The organism is Verrucomicrobia bacterium S94 (assembly GCA_004299845.1).
GTDB lineage: Bacteria > Verrucomicrobiota > Kiritimatiellia > Kiritimatiellales > Pontiellaceae > Pontiella.
The window spans coordinates 3,881,422-3,897,030 of the sequence record CP036201.1 but is presented as its reverse complement, the minus strand read 5'-3'; the positions used below and the strand labels follow the sequence as shown (position 1 = coordinate 3,897,030).

The following is a 15,609-nucleotide window of genomic DNA, read 5'->3' as shown; positions in this document are numbered from 1 at the left end:
CGGCAACGGGTCATCTATGATTTAAACATGGATACCCCTGAACTTATCACCTTGCTGTTCAACCTGCTCGGCGGACTGGCTCTTTTCATTTTCGGAATGCGCACAATGAGTGAGGGGTTATCCTCCGCCCTTGGCGAGGGCATGCGGACCCTGCTCGGCAAATCCACCGGAAACCGCTTTTCCGGGCTCGGACTCGGCACCCTCATTGGCGGTCTTATACAAAGCAGCGCATCCGTCGTGCTTTTCATTGGATTCATTAACGCCGGTCTGATGACCCTGTCGCAATCGATTGCCCCGATTCTCGGTGCCAATATCGGCACCACACTCTCCGTTCAGCTGATTTCTTTCAGACTGAGTGACTATTGCCTTCCGGCCGTTTTCACGGGCCTTATGCTGCACCTGATTTCCAGCCATCGAAAACTTAAATATGGCGGTCAGGCCATCCTCGGCTTCGGCCTGCTGTTTCTCGGCATGACGATCATGGGCGATTCCCTAAGACCCCATCGGGCACTCTTTGAACCCTGGCTGGTGCATATCAGTGGGCATTCCTTCAAGGGGCTCATCACAGGCACATGCATAGCCGCACTGGTCACCGGAGCAGTTCAAAGTTCCGGTGCCGTCATCGGCATGGGGTTCGCCCTGATTTCCGCCGGAGCCATCACGGATTTTCAGGGCATTTTTCCGATCATCATCGGAGCCAACGTCGGCACCTGCGTGACCGGTCTGCTAGGAAGTATCGGCACAACGGTGGATGCGCGGCGCGCGGCCATTGCTCATTTGATTTTTAATTTGATCAGCACCACCTTAGCGATTGCAACGGCCCCGCTCTTCTATCAATACATCCCCTTAACTTCTGACGACCTGATCCGCCAGGCCGCCAATGCCGGAACCCTCAAAATGACACTTTCCGCCTTACTCCTGCTGCCTCTGGCTCCCGTCATTGCAAAAATTACCATCGTGCTTACTCCGACAAAACGTAAGCAACCAGAATCCAGCTATCTCAACCGAGACCAGCTCATCCAGCCGGAACGAGCCATTTCCGCCTGTCTGCACGAACTTCAGCGTACCAGCAGAATCTGTGCAGTCAGCCTGCATCTGGCAGCCGAAGAATTTATTCAGCACGATCCCGGACGGACCAAACGAATTAAAGTCAATGAACATAGCGTCAACGCCATCAAAACAGCCATGCGCAGCTATCTTACCGATCTGACCAAACACTACCTCTCCAAACGGCAGTCAATCCTTATCGGTCACATCGACCGCTGCATGTCCGATCTCGAACGGATCGGGGATCATATCGCCAACCTGGCCGATATTGCCGCACGGCAGCGTGCGGTATCCACCGCCCGTTTCAGTCCCGATGCCGTAGAAAACTGGCTGGAAGTGCATAAAGCCGTCGAGCTGCTGCTCGCCAAAGTCATCCAGTCACTTAATCCCGAACTTGATAATTTCCAGGATATCGCCAGAGAAATCATTGATCTGCAGAAACAGTGCAGCGAAACCGCCATCAAGGTACGCCGTGCTCATTTCCAACGACTGGAAACCAAGGAAATCACGCCCGCCGCCGGACTGTTCTTTAACGACTACCTCTCCAACTTCTGGCGGATTTCAAAACATATTAAGAGTATTGCTCTAGCCGAACAGCAACCGCAATTCTGGCTCAAGCGCGAAAAGCTGAACCGTGTGATGTCTGCCGAAGCCCCGGATACACCCTTCCGGACAATATCAACCCTAAAGACTATCTCGACCGCCTGCAATCAGACGAATACCGCTAATAAAAAACCGCCCCGGGCTTCCAGGGCGGCACTGCAGTTACCTTAGATTGAAAACCTTCAACACTCAGCCTTCAACCACATATTCTCCGGGTTCGGTAAACGAGAAAATCTGGGCCCCGCGGTTCTCAAAAGTGTAGCCGCGAATCTTCAGGTATTCCGGAACCTCGGCATCGGCATCCAGCTCAACCAGTTCAAAACCGTCGTTTTCAAATTTGCCCTTAACCGTCACTTTCGCACCATCGCAGGCCTTCACCACCAAGCCGGATTTTCCGGAAAGCTCAACGTCTTCCAATGTGATACCGGAACCTTCAAGAATCAGCGTCGCTTCATCGGAAATACTTCCACCTGAAATTTTACGGCGACCCTCTTCAAGCGTCATAGCAAACGACGGCCGGAGAATCACTTTCGGTCCGGTGGTGAACGGGACGCCGAGCAGTTTAATTTCCTCACCCTCTTTCACCTTCATTCCGGCAGCTTTCAGACGCGCCCGGCCGGCACCATAAAAATCATTCTCTGCCGTGGCACTCGCGTCCGCCGGCCCTCCGGCAGCCACTTTGGCTGCGGCATCAACCACATTGTTCTTATTCGGCGAAAAGCTCCACATGCGGTCAAACACGGTTACGCCCACCTTTTCAGCTTCACCGAACAGCTTCGGCAGATCCTGCATCATCGTTTCCAGACGCGTCGGCTTTTTAAAAGCGGTCTTGGTCTCATCCGTATATTTCGGGTTCACAAACTCGGCAATAATGCCCTGAGTTGCTTCAAGAATACGGACATACGACTCGGTCTTGATCACCAGCGTATTGCAGTTGCCCGGGAACGGGGAAAAGCCGGTTTCGTCAGCGACATCGCCCTCAGGATTGATCGTGGCGCGCAACAGTGGGTCAAGCTGATTATATTCCACGTTGAGCGTGAATTCTTTACCCTTGCCCACCAGTTTGGCCAGACCGCCGACCGCTTCGCCGGGACGGCGTACAATCGCCAGCGAGTTAAAGTCATATCCGTTTTCAACCGACACCCCGATCGCCGCCGGCAGCGTATTAAAGCTCGGGCCGTTGGTATCCTGAATAAACATGAAATATTCAATGCCTTCCGCCGCCAGCTTCGCCGCCACCCCGCTGGTGTGCAGCAGCATGTGAATATCGCCATGCCCGTGCGGCTTAAGAATCAGTTTATATTTTTCCTTCAATGCCAATGCGCCGTCATTATCGGCAATCGCCGGAACCAGCTCCTGCTGGAGAATATGGACCTGTTCTTTCTGCAGCCCGAAATAGTTATTCTCTTCAAGAGACCGGATGGTTTTAGAGCCGGTATCCTGAGAGACCATAATAATGAACGGAACCGGCCGCTTACTTTCCGACCGCGCCTGCATCGCCAGTAGATTGTCGGCATAATGCTTCAGATACGTGGTTTCTTCGAGCACTTCAACCGCAATATCCACTTTGATGCCGTTATAGCCCAGTCGTTCGCCCAGGCCGCCGGCCACCAGTACAACACCGACTTTATCGAAATACTGTGCCCCGATGGATTCATATTTTTCAAACGCATCCGTAAACGAAGTAAGATCCACCTTTTCCGGCTGCTCCGGCGTCAGCCCTTCAAACGGATTTGCGCCCGCCTTGGATTCCGCCAGCAGTTTCCGGGCATTGGAAATATAACCGGCCAGCCCGCCCGGATAATTCCCGTTAATTTTTTCCAGCGATTCCAGAAAGGCCTGCTTTGCGTCATCGTTCGTACCCGGCTCATCCCATCCGGCAAACAGATGTGCCTGCCCGTTTTCCACCAGCGTATTGATCAGCTCCTTCTGCTCATCGGTAAAATTATTCCAGTTGGTCGAAAGGCCGACCAGCTCCATACTCTCTGAAAAAGTAGGTCTCATTGCATTCCCCGTTAATGGTTTTCCGTCAAAACGTGAAAGGAAATCATGCAAGGATGCGCCTGCAGATGCTATAGAAAAATCCGCCGTTTTCATGGAGATTCTCATCGGGTCCCCTCAAAACCCGGCACACACTTCCCCGCCGCCGAATCTCCCTCACCCCATTCTCGCTGCAGCCTCACAAGCGTAACCGCATTTATTCACAGACCGGTTCGGATGAAACACGATGTGCGCCCGCTCAGCCCAACGACCGCTGGCGTACAACTTCAAACAGACAGATTCCCACGGCCACAGATACATTCAGACACGGCACACAACCGGCCATGGGGATACTCAGCAGCAGATCGCATTTATCCATCGATAACCGGCGCACCCCTTTTTCCTCCGATCCCGCCATAACAGCAATCGGGCCCGAAATATCCGCCTCATAGAGATTCTGTGTTCCCTGGTGATCCGATGTGCCTGCAACACGAATTCCCAGCTGTTTAAGCAGGTCTATGGTGCGCGCCAGATTTTTCACGCGGAAAAGCGGCGTCTCGGAGGCCCCGCCGCAACTGACCTTCATGGCGGTGTCCGTTACCCCCACAGCTCTATCACGAGGCATGATGACCGCATCCGCCCCCGCCGCATTGGCGGAACGGATGCACGCCCCCAGATTATGCGGGTCCTGCAGTGAATCCAGGATCAGAATCAACGGCTGCTCCACCCCTGCAAGCAAGGCCTCAAGTTCCGATTCATCGGCCATCCGCGCCCGTCCCCGGACTCCGGTCGAATGCTTATTACTGCGCCCATGCGATGAGTTTCGGCCCTGATCAGCACGTCGCTTCGATTGTTTTCTCATAATCTCCAGTAAACCGTTTATCTCCTTATACCCACCGCACTGCGCGCTGCCGATCACCATTACCGGAAATCTCGCAGTCAGAAATAAAACAGATCCAACGTATTCCGTTTCCGCCACGGTTCACATCCACACGCGGACCGGGACAATCCGGCACAATACTCCCGGGGTTCCCCCGCACCCCCGCCCCCTTCGACTTCTGTTGCTTTCCTTGCCAATTGCATAGACGACTCCGGCCCCTTTCTGTAGCTTTCCCGAATTATGACAGACAAAGCCGAAGCCAAGCAGAAGATCGATAAATTGCGCGCTGAAATTGAGCGCCATAACCGCCTCTATTATATTGATGCCGCACCGGAGATCACCGACCGCGAATACGATGCCCTCCTCCAGTCACTGGAAAAACTGGAACGGAAATTTCCGGAATTCAGCAGCCCCACCTCCCCGACCCAGCGGGTCGGCGGTGCTCCGCTGGCCCGCTTCGACAGTGTGCGGCATGCGGTGCCGATGATGAGCCTTTCCAATACCTATTCCAAAGAGGAACTGGCCGAATTTGATATTCGGATCCGAAAACTGATTCCCGAGGAGACCTTTGACTATATTCTTGAACCGAAAATCGACGGCGTGGCCATTTCGCTACGGTATGAAAACGGCGAATTAGTCCGTGCGCTGACGCGCGGCGACGGAACGACGGGCGATGATGTAACGGCGAATGTTCGGACCATTAAATCAATTCCGCTTCGCCTGACCGATATGATGCCGCCGGCCGTACTGGAGGTACGCGGCGAAATTTATATGGATACCCGGGGTTTCGGCGCACTGAATGAACAGCGGCAGGAAGCCGGACTGGAACCTTTTGCCAATCCCCGCAATGCCTGTGCCGGATCACTGAAACTGCTCGATCCGCGCGAAGTGGCTTCCCGCCCGCTGGATGCTGTTTTTTATGCCACCGGCGAACTCGTCGGTATTGATTTCGATACCCACGAGCAGATGCTTCTGAAATTGCGGAACTACGGACTGCGGATTACGCCGAAGTATTGGCTTCGGAACACGATTGCTGAAATTATCGAACTGCTTGATGAACTGGAAAACATGCGCCACGAATTTCCGTTCGGGATGGACGGCGGTGTAATTAAAGTAAACCAGCGCCGCCTCTACGAGGACCTCGGCTATACGGCCAAAAGTCCGCGCTGGGCCGTGGCCTATAAATATGAACCGGAACAGGCCGAAACCCGGCTTAACGCCATTTCCATCCAGGTGGGCCGCACCGGCGTGCTGACTCCGGTGGCGGAACTTGAACCGGTACCGCTGGCCGGAACCACGGTCAAACGCGCCACATTACACAACGAAGACGAAATCCGACGTAAAGATATCCGCATCGGCGACCGCGTAATTATCGAAAAGGCCGGGGAGATTATTCCGGCTGTAGTCAAAGTGCTGGACGAAAAACGTACAGGAACCGAGAAGGAGTTTTCGATGCCCGGCCGATGCCCGGTCTGCGGCAGCGAGGTCGAAAAGCGGGACGGCGAAGTGGCGGTACGCTGCATCAACCTTCAATGTCCGGCACAGGTGAAAAACTGGCTTACCCATTTTGCATCGCGCGGGGCCATGGATATTAACGGACTGGGCGAATCTCTGGTGGAACAATTGGTGGATGGCGGGTTAGTGAAAAATCCGGCCGAACTCTACACCCTCCGGAAAGTGGAGGTGCTCGGACTTGAACGCATGGGCGAAAAATCAGCCGACAATCTCATTAAAGGCATTGAAGAGAGCAGAAAAAGGCCTTTTGAAAAAGTGCTGTTCGGCCTCGGTATTCGTCATGTCGGCAAAGGAGCGGCCTCTATTCTTGCCCGGGAATTCAAAAACATCGATGCTCTGATGGCGACTGACATTCAGACACTGGAAAATATTCGCGATATCGGCCCCATCGTCGGAAAATCAATCGTGGAATATTTCCAATCCCCCGATACCCGCCGAATTATCGAACAACTCCGGACGGCCGGCGTAAATTTTGAACAGAAAAACGAAGGCGGCAGTAACGAACTTGAAGGGCTTACATTTGTACTGACCGGATCTCTGAAAACCATGACCCGGGATGAAGCCGGCGATAAGATCAAGGCTCGGGGCGGAAAAGTCAGCAGCAGTGTTTCAAAAAAAACCAGCTATCTGGTGGCAGGCGAAGCCGCAGGCTCAAAACTGGCCAAAGCCGAAGCCCTTGGGGTCACCATTCTGAATGAGGAACAGCTGATCAATCTACTGAGTTCCGATGAAGATGCCGAAGATAAAAACACCGGCCAGATGGGCTTTGCATTTTAACCTCACGAAGCCGGGAGCTTCGTCAACATTATATGGAGATACCATGATTCTGGATACACTGGAAAATGCCGCACGATATACGGGAATCAAAACCGGACTGTCGGAAGGATTCGGCTTTCTCGATCAGCCGGGAATTGCGGAACTGGAAGCGGGACGCTATGAAATCTCAGACGGACTGGTTTTCGCCATTGTCGAAAAAAACAACGGCCGGAAAATCGAAGATGGAAAACTCGAAGCCCACCGCAGGTATATTGATATTCAGTATATCATCAGCGGTCATGAATCGATGGGCTGGAGCCCGCTCGTCGACCTCGTCGGTTCTGAAGGCTATGACGCAGAACGCGATCTGGAATTTTTTACCGACCCCGTTCAGAGTGTGGTAAAAGTTCCCGAGGGCTCCTTTGCCATTTTTCTGCCCACCGATGCCCACCTTCCAGGCATTGGAGACGGCCCGATCCACAAAGTGGTAGTGAAAGTCGCGGTCGACTGAGGAAAATTTCAGATTTCAGATTTCAGATTTCAGATTGTGATTAGAATAACCTATCGTTCAAGTTTCCAATTTCACAGTTCAAGTTTCTAGAAGGTGTGTCCGATCAGGAAGTTGAAGCGGCCTTTTCCACTGAGATACCGGTCGTCATAGGTGATCGGCCAGGCATAATCAAGATGCAACGGGAAACCGGGCAGATCCAGGCGCAGGCCGATACCCCAGTCGTCGTGATAGCCGAAATTATTTCCGTGCTTACTCGGATTGAAGTCCCATGAATCCTCATTCACAAAACCCCAGTCATAAAAAACAGCACCACGGATTTTATTCCATATCGGATAGGTGAGCTCAGCCGTCCAGAAAGCCATGGAGTTGCCACCTACGGTATCCTCGGTAACGGGATCGGTCGGGCCGACATCGCGGTATTCGAACCCTCGCAGATTATAGGAGCCGCCAAGAAACATCCGGTCGAAAATCGGCACCCCTTCACCATAGGTTCCAGCCTCTTTTTTACTGTCACCAAAAGCTTCCACCGATTCAATCTGTCCTCGCAGATTAAAAATCATGTCCCACATCATCGGCCAATAGCGCGTGGCCCGCACCCGGACTCCGTACAGATCAGTTTCGCCGCCGAGCATGCCGCCGGCAACATACGGGGCAATGGTCGTTTTCTGCCCGCGCGAAGGATTGAAAAACCGGTCACGCGAATCATAGGTCCAGGTATATTCGAGACTGCTTTTGAGCCGGCGGCCCTTTTCGTCCTTAATCGCCTGGGATGCGGAATCATCGACATCAAACACATTAAACTGTTCCAGCGTGTAGGCAAGACTCCCGCGGGTCCAGCGGGACAACGGCTTTCCGAGCGACAACCGGAAACCGTCATTCTGCTGGTCATAGGAATCCGAAAAATAACGGTATTCATGGTGGAACAGGTCAATTCCGAAGGAGAGCTGCCGATTGAGGAACCACGGCTCAATGAACGAAATATCAATGTCATTACGCTCCGTACCCAATTGCAGACGAATCTTGAATTTCTGGCCGGCTCCTATGGGCGGCCACGTTTTCCAGTTAAAGTTACCCTGCGAAAGCTCGATATAGCCTACCAGTGAATCCACACTCGAGAAACCGACACCGGCAGTAAACTGCCCTGTCGGTTTTTCGCTGACCTGAACGTTGATATCATATTTGTCTCCTTCTCCGGTCGGTTCCGGATTGATGGTGACCACTTCGAAATAGTTCAGGTTTCGCAAACGGCTTTCAGAGGTTTTAATCCGGCTTCGGTTGTATTTTTCACCGGGATACATGACCAGCTCGCGCCGGATCACTTTATCGAGCGTACGCTCGTTGCCACTGATGTTTATAGCATTGATATAGCCGATGCTTCCTTCGGTAACCTGATACGTAATATCTACAATACCGGTCTCCGCGTTGGCATCGTATACCGGCCGCACGATGGTACGGACATAACCACGGTTGCCGTAATAAGCCTTGATGGCTTCGCTGCCGCGTTCAGAGTTTTCAACTGAGGCAATCGTTCCCGGACGCAACCGCACGGCACGGAGAACTTCATTTTCCGGATAGGCCTCAACCCCTTCCAGCGAAATCTCGCCGAGCCGGTAGCGCTGGCCTTCATCAATCCGGAACGTGAGCCGCGACTTTTTCGGATTGGAATCATCCAGCACCGGTTCAGATACACGGACATCCAGGAAACCATTGTTCATGTAAAGCGTCTTGATGGCATAAACGTCGGCATCAACCGCTTCTTCTTTGTACTTCCCCGAACCGGTAATAAACGACCACCAGCGTTTTTCCTTCTGCTGAATCACTTTCCGCAGCTGTTTATCCTCTATGATATCATTGCCTTCAAACTCAATGTGTTTGATGCCCATCTTAGGGCCTTCATCAATTTTAAAGACCACATCAACCGTTCCCAGTTCATCATTGACCTTCGATGTCCAGGTCACTTTCGCATCCGGATACCAGTAATCGCGATAGGCTTCACGGATTTTAGCCGCAGCAATTTCAAAGGAGGAGTCATCCGCAAACTGGCCGACTTCCAGTTCGGACTTCTGCTTAATTTTCCGCCCGCTTTTTTTGCCGCCGACAATAGCGATCCGACGCAGTCGGTGTTTTGATACCACGGTATAAACCAGCACAACACCGTCACCTTCAATATCCATGCGGGCATTCACATATGAATATCGGCCGGATTCTCGCATCCGGTTCACATCAGTTGCAATCGAAGAAAGTATCGTCTCCCGGTCGGGCACCTGCTCCCCGACACTGAAGGAGGTGAAAGCAGCCACAGAGCTGTTGTCATAGGCTTTGCCGTCCGCATTCACGATACGGATATCTTTAATCACTTCCGCATGAACTGCGGCGGCGGTCAGAAGGCTGAAAAGTATAGAACGTATGTATTTCATTAACCGTCCAAAGGTTGGAAACTATTCTTCACCCGGGTCGAACTGATCTTCAAACTCGGCACGGTCTTCAAAACGGGTGTACTCCCGGATAAAGGATAACTTCACTTCTCCGGTAGCACCGTGGCGGTATTTAGCCACATCCAGTATCGCAAGATTATCGGAGTTGCGTTCATCGCCCTTCGCATAATAACTCGGACGATACAGCAGCCAGACCATATCGGCATCCTGCTCAATCGCTCCGGAATCACGCAAGTGCGAAAGCTTCGGAATATTATCTCCGGTACTCTCGGCGGCACGGCTGAGCTGGGAAAGCACAATCACCGGAACATCCAGCTCTTTCGCCATCGCCTTCACAGCACCGGAAATCGCCATGGTTTCGCGCTGCCGACCGTCGCTCGCAAATTTGGAAAAGTTCATCAACTGCAGATAGTCAATTACAACGAGGCCGATACCGTAACGCTCCTTCATTCTCCGGGCACGCGAACGCATTTCCACAGCCTCAAGGCCCGGGGTGTCATCGATATAAATTTTGGCTTTGGAAAGCCGGTCAACAGCCGAGGTCAGCTTGGCATGTTCATCGGGTGTAAGGCCACGTCCCTTGGCGCGGTGCATCGGAAGCCGCGCATTACAGAACAGCATACGTTTAACCAGCTGCTCTCGGCTCATTTCAAGACTGAATACCGCCACAGGAACCGGATCGCCATGTATGCCGAGCGCCGCATTTTCCGCAATATTCAGCGCCAGCGAGGTTTTACCCATGGCCGGACGGGCCGCCAGTACAATCATATCGGTCTTGTGTAAACCGCCGAGCCGCTCATTCAGCCCTATAAATCCGGTCGTCACTCCGGTGACCAGTTGATTCGGATCCGCATTTTCAATTTCCTCAAAAGCCCCACGGACCGACTCTTTCCAGTCAGGAATTTTTTCAGCACCATTAACAGAGAGAGAAAACAAATCCTCCTGCGCAGCACTGATCAGCTCCGACGCATTGACTTCGCCCTGATAAGCTTTATCAATCGCTTCCGATGATTTTTCAATCAGGCTGCGGTAGAGTTTTTTTTCCATGACAATGTCACAGTAGAACTCCACATGAGCCGGAACGAGCGTGCTGTCCTGCAGCTGAACGAGATAATCGTAACCGCCGACTTTATCGAGGACATTGTTTTTTTTGAGCCATTCACCAATGGTGAGCGCATCCATCGGAACATTTGCCTGGCTCATTTCCTGCAGTTGCTCAAAAAGCGCCTGATGGCGACGATCATAAAAACAATCAGGGCCAAGGCGCTTTGCCAGACATTTATCGATAGAGCCGGCGGGATCGAGCAATATGGAACCTAAAACCCCCCGCTCGGCCTCTTCGCTGTGCGGGGGGATTCTCAGTCCGGATGGATCCCCTGGGATCATTTATCTTCGACGACCCAGACCTTAAGTGTTGCGGTAACTTCCGGATGAAGTTTGATGGCGACATCAAACACACCGAGTTCATGTAGCGGTTCCGCGAGTGCAACTTTGGATTTATCGATTTCAATACCGGCTTCCGCCAGTTTTTCCAGAATGGCCGGCACGCCGACCGAACCGAACATCTTACCGGTTTCGCCGACTTTTGCCGCAATGGTGCACTCAACGCCTTCGATTTTCTTGACGAGCTCTTCAGCAGCGGCTTTTTCTTTTTCAAGCAGGGCCAGACGTTCGAGACGTTTTTTCTCGATCTGGCGCTTTTTGCCTTCCGTCACTTCTGAAGCGATACCACGCGGGAAAAGGAAGTTGCGGGCATAGCCGTCGGCCACCTTAACAATATCACCTTCAATACCCAGGCCTTCAACCTGGTCCATCAACAGTACTTCAACAGCCATGGTAAATACTCCTTGCTTAGCGGACCAGACCCATTACGCGGGCACGGCGGATTGCTTTCTTAATATTACGCTGCTGCTGGGCATTCGCACCGGTAATACGTCCCGGCAGAATTTTACCGCGGTCGGTCATGAATTTCTTCAGGAACTCAGCATCTTTATAGTCAACCTCGGTAACTCCACGCAGGAGCTCCGGATCGCGCTTGTAATCATCTCTATCTCTACGAGCCATAGTTTATATCCTTTCTCTAAAACGGCACATCATCTTCATCATCCGCAACCGGGGGTGGCTGCGGAACGTTATCCTGCGGAGCTGATGAAGGTGCCGCAGAAAACTCCGTACTCTTTCCGGGAGAGCCCAGAAACTGAATACGGTCTGCACGTACACGCAGCTTACTCCGTTTTTCACCCTGCTGGTTTTCCCACTGGTCCAGCTGAAGCTTTCCCTCAACAAAAACGGGAGAGCCCTTCTGGAGATACTCAGCCGAGGTTTCGGCCTGGCGTCCCCAAACAACGACATCAACAAAGCAGGTCTGTTCAACCGTTTCCCCCGCTTTGTTTTTGAAGTTCTCATTAACAGCCAGCCCCAGGTCTGCCACAGCGGTACCGGACGGCGTATACCGGATTTCCGGATTGCGCGTCAGATTTCCCATCAGCAGGACCTTATTAAAACTGGCCATGGTGCTTACGCCTCCTGAGCGACTTCTGCTCCTTTGGCAACAACAAACTGGTGACGGAACACATTCGTGCTCAGCTTCAGACGGGTTTTGAATGCATCAACCTGTGCACCGTCGAGCTTGAACATAATGTTCACATAAAGACCGGCCTTCTGCTTTTTCAGTGCGCGGGCGAATGTCTTCTTTCCCATGCGGGCAGCACTTTCAATCGAGCCGCCCAGCTTTTCGAGTTCTTCTTTCACACGGCCGATTGCCTGGTCGAGTCCTTCTTCGTCCAGTGCCTCCGGAAAGATGAACAGTCCTTCATACGTATTCAATGGTTTTCTCCTATACTTAACCTATCTGTAACTGGTTGAACTCGTTCATGGTTCGCTCAGTTCCAACGGAAAGGATGCTTTCTACCGCATCGGCGGCACGTTCGACAACCTTTTCCAACTTCAAATGCTCCTGTTCGGGGAAGTCGCCCAGAACGAACTTGATCATGTCCGTTTCAGCCGGCTTCGGCCCGATGCCCACCCGCACGCGGGGGAACCCTTTCGTTTGAAGCCACTCCAGCACCGATTTCATGCCGTTATGACTTCCGCCCGAGCCCTTCGCCCGAACCCTGATGCCGCCGAAAGCAACGTCGACATCGTCGTAAACCACCACTGTATCTTCCGGATCAGCGCGCCATTTTCTCATGGCACCCCAGACCGCCTTACCACTGTGGTTCATAAAAGTAGTCGGTTCAATTAACCGCACTTCCTGCTCCCCGATCCGGCATTTCGCCACACGGGCGGGAAACAAAAACTTCTTTTTCAGCAGAGCGCCCTGACGCCGGGCCAGTTCCTCCACAACCATAAAGCCGATGTTGTGACGGGTGCGCTCGTACTCTTTTCCGGGATTTCCCAGCCCCACGACCAGTCTCAAATCAACCTCCCGGGAAACAGGATCACAGTTTACTCAGCATTCTTTTCGGTAAGCACTTCCGGCTCGCCGGCCTCAGCTTCTTCGTCTTCGTCAACCTCCGCCATCGGACCGGAAACCCCGCAGACAATCGCATCATCATCAACCAGTACTTTGAAAGTGTCATCAATACCGAGGTCGGAAACGTGCAGATTCTGACCGATTTCCAGATCGGAAACATCAACCTCAATCGCTTCAACGATGTCCTTCGGCAGACACTCTACAGCGATGCTGTGCATTACATGATCCAGCGTACCGCCGGCTTTAACCCCGGCAGCTTCTCCGATGAGTTCAATCTGTATGTCCACATGCATGGTCTGCCCGGCAACAACACGCTGCATATCCACATGAACCAGATCGCTGGTCACCGGATGATGCTGAACCTCTTTCACCAGAACGCGAGTATCTCCTTCGCCCTCGAGGTCGATTTCAATCATCACACTTTCACTGGAATGATGATGCAGGATCTGTTCCAGATCATGCGCATCAACCACAACGGATACCGGCTCTTTATCCCCGCCGTATACGACACCCGGCAGACGGCCTTCACTACGCAGGCGGCGCGCATTTGAAGAACCGCCGAGTTCTCTTTTTTTAGCAATCAGTTTAATATCTTCCATTGATTCTCTCCTAATAATCAAACCCGGAACAGCGAGCTGACGGATTGGTCGTTGTGAATCCGGCAGATGGCTTCCGCCAGCGTGTCGGCCACAGATAATACAGTTACATTAAATGAAGTCCATTCGCGCTGCGGCACCGTATCGGTGGTCACCAGCTCGCAAATGGGCGAACCTTTAAGACGGTCTATCCCCTGTTCAGTCAGCAGGGAATGGCTAACCGCCGCACGAATTGATTTTGCACCCGCTTTTTCCAGCAGTTTGGCCGCCGCGGTCAGCGTACCGGCCGTTGAAGTCATGTCATCTACCAGCAGGGTATTCCGCCCCTCGACATCACCCACCAGATGATTGGCCTCCACATCGGTTGCACTCTTACGCTGCTTGCCCACCAGAGCAATACCGGCATCAAGCAGCTTCGAATACGCATCCGCCATTTTCAGGCCGCCGGCATCCGGCGAAACCACCACCAGATCATCAAGGTCCAACGAACGCAGGTATTTAACAATCACGGGCGAAGCATAGAGGTGATCCACCGGAATATCAAAAAAACCCTGAATCTGCTGCGCATGCAGATCCACACAGAGAATACGGTCCGCGCCCGCCGCAACCAGCAGATTGGCCACCAGTTTTGCAGTAATCGGAACGCGCGGCTGATCTTTTCGGTCCTGCCGGGCATAGCCGTAGAATGGGAGCACGGCCGTGATGCGATCGGCCGAAGCCCGTTTGGCCGCATCAATCATAATCAGGAGCTCCATCAGGTATTCATTCGGCTTCACCGAAACGGACTGAACAATAAAGAGGTCATCCCCGCGAACATTCTCGACAATTTTAACAAATACCTCGCCATCAGGGAACCGCGTGATGTCTACATCACACAAATCCGCGCCTGCCGCAGCAGCAATCTGCTCGGCCAATTCCCGATGTCCTGTCCCTGAAATAATTTTCATAATCTACACTTCTGCATGGTTGCCCGACCTGGGTTCGAACCAGGACCCTATGAGTCAAAGTCACATGTGCTTCCATTACACTATCGGGCAACAAAAATAGTAAAAAAGGCACAGTCGAACCCGCCCCTTTTCCTTTCTCAAGTTCAAAAGAGCGGAAGACCATAGAAAGCAACGGGTTGGAAGTCAAGCGGGCATATCGAAGAAAACGCCCTCTTTTCAGCGCTTTTCCAAAGTAGCGGAAAAGTGCCGCTACCGTCCGAATCCGTATTGCAGCGCAAAATGCAGAATCAGAAAAACCCAGGCCAGACTGATCTCAATCAACGCCACCTTCTGAATATCCATATCCCCGGCCATTTTCTGCCACTTTTCCTTCAGCAGAATTCCCAACGAACCATCCACCAGACCGAAAATACCCAACCAGAACAGGATGTTCATAAATACATCCATTATTCCCCGACCACAGTAACAACAACCTTGCGGCTGCGCGGTTTGATATCCGCCTCAAGATGGAAGATCTGCTGCCACGTACCCAACAACAGGCGCCCGCCACCAACCGGCACCGTTATTTCGGGCCCCATCAGTGTCGCCTGCAGATGCGAGTGGCCATTCCCGTCGTGCCACTGGCGCTCATGACCATAATCCAGACTCGGAGGAATCAGCCGATCGAGCATATCGGGCAGATCTTTTTCCAGCCCCGGCTCATACTCAATCGTTCCGATAATACCGGTACTGCCGACATTAAATACATGCGCCGTACCCTCCGAAATGCAGGACCGGTCCACAATCGCCTGCACCCGGTTGGTCATCTCGTGCATATCACGATGCCCGGACGTTTCAATCTGAATTGTCTCACGATAAACCATC

General features: G+C 52.6%; 16 protein-coding genes and 1 tRNA gene. 3 read left to right on the top strand and 14 right to left on the bottom strand.

Going from position 1 to position 15,609, the window contains the following annotated elements; genetic code table 11:
• The first annotated feature begins 27 nt into the window (after positions 1 to 27).
• The gene (locus EGM51_17180; GenBank protein QBG49045.1) at positions 28 to 1,821 is read left to right on the top strand and encodes a Na/Pi cotransporter family protein; all 1,794 of its coding nucleotides are present in this window, start codon (positions 28 to 30) and stop codon (positions 1,819 to 1,821) included.
• A gap of 18 nt (positions 1,822 to 1,839) precedes the next feature.
• On the opposite strand, the gene EGM51_17175 is transcribed toward EGM51_17180, so the two are convergent.
• Both EGM51_17175 and rlmB read right to left on the bottom strand, forming a co-directional pair.
• A complete protein-coding gene (locus tag EGM51_17175) occupies positions 1,840 to 3,759 on the bottom strand; it encodes a hypothetical protein (GenBank protein QBG49044.1) in 1,920 nt (639 codons plus the stop codon).
• Between the two features lie 130 nt (positions 3,760 to 3,889).
• On the bottom strand, positions 3,890 to 4,492 hold the full coding sequence (rlmB, locus tag EGM51_17170) for a 23S rRNA (guanosine(2251)-2'-O)-methyltransferase RlmB (protein ID QBG49043.1): 603 nt from the start codon (positions 4,490 to 4,492) through the stop codon (positions 3,890 to 3,892).
• A gap of 258 nt (positions 4,493 to 4,750) precedes the next feature.
• On the opposite strand from rlmB, the gene ligA reads away from it, so the two are divergent.
• Both ligA and EGM51_17160 read left to right on the top strand, forming a co-directional pair.
• Positions 4,751 to 6,802, top strand: coding sequence for an NAD-dependent DNA ligase LigA (ligA, locus tag EGM51_17165; GenBank protein ID QBG49042.1), 2,052 nt, complete (start codon positions 4,751 to 4,753; stop codon positions 6,800 to 6,802).
• Positions 6,753 to 7,292, top strand: coding sequence for a DUF386 domain-containing protein (locus EGM51_17160; protein ID QBG49041.1), 540 nt, complete (start codon positions 6,753 to 6,755; stop codon positions 7,290 to 7,292). The genes ligA and EGM51_17160 overlap by 50 nt, the downstream gene beginning before the upstream one ends.
• Positions 7,293 to 7,378: 86 nt before the next feature.
• On the opposite strand, the gene bamA is transcribed toward EGM51_17160, so the two are convergent.
• The 12 genes from bamA to EGM51_17100 all read right to left on the bottom strand — a co-directional run bounded on the left by bamA (position 7,379) and on the right by EGM51_17100 (position 15,608).
• Positions 7,379 to 9,709, bottom strand: a complete 2,331-nt coding sequence (gene bamA / locus EGM51_17155) for an outer membrane protein assembly factor BamA (protein ID QBG49040.1) — start codon at positions 9,707 to 9,709, stop codon at positions 7,379 to 7,381.
• A 21-nt stretch (positions 9,710 to 9,730) separates the two neighbouring features.
• Positions 9,731 to 11,113, bottom strand: coding sequence for a replicative DNA helicase (gene dnaB / locus EGM51_17150; GenBank protein QBG49039.1), 1,383 nt, complete (start codon positions 11,111 to 11,113; stop codon positions 9,731 to 9,733).
• Positions 11,110 to 11,562, bottom strand: a complete 453-nt coding sequence (locus EGM51_17145; protein ID QBG49038.1) for a 50S ribosomal protein L9 — start codon at positions 11,560 to 11,562, stop codon at positions 11,110 to 11,112. Before EGM51_17145 ends, dnaB begins: the two co-directional genes overlap by 4 nt.
• A 16-nt stretch (positions 11,563 to 11,578) precedes the next feature.
• Positions 11,579 to 11,791, bottom strand: a complete 213-nt coding sequence (rpsR, locus tag EGM51_17140) for a 30S ribosomal protein S18 (GenBank protein ID QBG49037.1) — start codon at positions 11,789 to 11,791, stop codon at positions 11,579 to 11,581.
• 16 nt (positions 11,792 to 11,807) lie between these two features.
• A complete protein-coding gene (locus EGM51_17135; protein QBG49036.1) occupies positions 11,808 to 12,239 on the bottom strand; it encodes a single-stranded DNA-binding protein in 432 nt (143 codons plus the stop codon).
• A 5-nt stretch (positions 12,240 to 12,244) separates the two neighbouring features.
• On the bottom strand, positions 12,245 to 12,553 hold the full coding sequence (gene rpsF / locus EGM51_17130; GenBank protein ID QBG49035.1) for a 30S ribosomal protein S6: 309 nt from the start codon (positions 12,551 to 12,553) through the stop codon (positions 12,245 to 12,247).
• Positions 12,554 to 12,569: 16 nt separating this feature from the next.
• The gene (locus EGM51_17125) at positions 12,570 to 13,145 is read right to left on the bottom strand and encodes an aminoacyl-tRNA hydrolase (protein QBG49034.1); all 576 of its coding nucleotides are present in this window, start codon (positions 13,143 to 13,145) and stop codon (positions 12,570 to 12,572) included.
• Positions 13,146 to 13,174: 29 nt separating this feature from the next.
• The gene (locus EGM51_17120; protein QBG49033.1) at positions 13,175 to 13,801 is read right to left on the bottom strand and encodes a 50S ribosomal protein L25; all 627 of its coding nucleotides are present in this window, start codon (positions 13,799 to 13,801) and stop codon (positions 13,175 to 13,177) included.
• 17 nt (positions 13,802 to 13,818) lie between these two features.
• Positions 13,819 to 14,745, bottom strand: coding sequence for a ribose-phosphate pyrophosphokinase (locus tag EGM51_17115; protein QBG49032.1), 927 nt, complete (start codon positions 14,743 to 14,745; stop codon positions 13,819 to 13,821).
• 16 nt (positions 14,746 to 14,761) lie between these two features.
• Positions 14,762 to 14,835, bottom strand: a tRNA-Gln gene (locus tag EGM51_17110).
• A 159-nt stretch (positions 14,836 to 14,994) separates the two neighbouring features.
• Entirely contained in the window at positions 14,995 to 15,180 is a 186-nt protein-coding gene (locus EGM51_17105) for a hypothetical protein (protein ID QBG49031.1), read from the bottom strand.
• An 11-nt stretch (positions 15,181 to 15,191) separates the two neighbouring features.
• Complete coding sequence (locus tag EGM51_17100; GenBank protein ID QBG49030.1) at positions 15,192 to 15,608, bottom strand: YjbQ family protein; 417 nt, start codon at positions 15,606 to 15,608, stop codon at positions 15,192 to 15,194.
• Between the last annotated feature and the right edge of the window lies 1 nt (position 15,609).

Excerpts from the sequence above, each read along its gene's own strand:
- EGM51_17180 (QBG49045.1), top strand. The coding sequence starts at position 28 with ATGGATACCCCTGAACTTATCACCTTGCTGTTCAACCTGCTCGGCGGA.
- EGM51_17175 (QBG49044.1), bottom strand. The coding sequence starts at position 3,759 with ATGAGAATCTCCATGAAAACGGCGGATTTTTCTATAGCATCTGCAGGC.
- rlmB (QBG49043.1), bottom strand. The coding sequence starts at position 4,492 with ATGAGAAAACAATCGAAGCGACGTGCTGATCAGGGCCGAAACTCATCG.
- ligA (QBG49042.1), top strand. The coding sequence starts at position 4,751 with ATGACAGACAAAGCCGAAGCCAAGCAGAAGATCGATAAATTGCGCGCT.
- EGM51_17160 (QBG49041.1), top strand. The coding sequence starts at position 6,753 with ATGAAGATGCCGAAGATAAAAACACCGGCCAGATGGGCTTTGCATTTT.
- bamA (QBG49040.1), bottom strand. The coding sequence starts at position 9,709 with ATGAAATACATACGTTCTATACTTTTCAGCCTTCTGACCGCCGCCGCA.
- dnaB (QBG49039.1), bottom strand. The coding sequence starts at position 11,113 with ATGATCCCAGGGGATCCATCCGGACTGAGAATCCCCCCGCACAGCGAA.
- EGM51_17145 (QBG49038.1), bottom strand. The coding sequence starts at position 11,562 with ATGGCTGTTGAAGTACTGTTGATGGACCAGGTTGAAGGCCTGGGTATT.
- rpsR (QBG49037.1), bottom strand. The coding sequence starts at position 11,791 with ATGGCTCGTAGAGATAGAGATGATTACAAGCGCGATCCGGAGCTCCTG.
- EGM51_17135 (QBG49036.1), bottom strand. The coding sequence starts at position 12,239 with ATGGCCAGTTTTAATAAGGTCCTGCTGATGGGAAATCTGACGCGCAAT.
- EGM51_17120 (QBG49033.1), bottom strand. The coding sequence starts at position 13,801 with ATGGAAGATATTAAACTGATTGCTAAAAAAAGAGAACTCGGCGGTTCT.
- EGM51_17115 (QBG49032.1), bottom strand. The coding sequence starts at position 14,745 with ATGAAAATTATTTCAGGGACAGGACATCGGGAATTGGCCGAGCAGATT.
- EGM51_17105 (QBG49031.1), bottom strand. The coding sequence starts at position 15,180 with ATGAACATCCTGTTCTGGTTGGGTATTTTCGGTCTGGTGGATGGTTCG.
- EGM51_17100 (QBG49030.1), bottom strand. The coding sequence starts at position 15,608 with ATGGTTTATCGTGAGACAATTCAGATTGAAACGTCCGGGCATCGTGAT.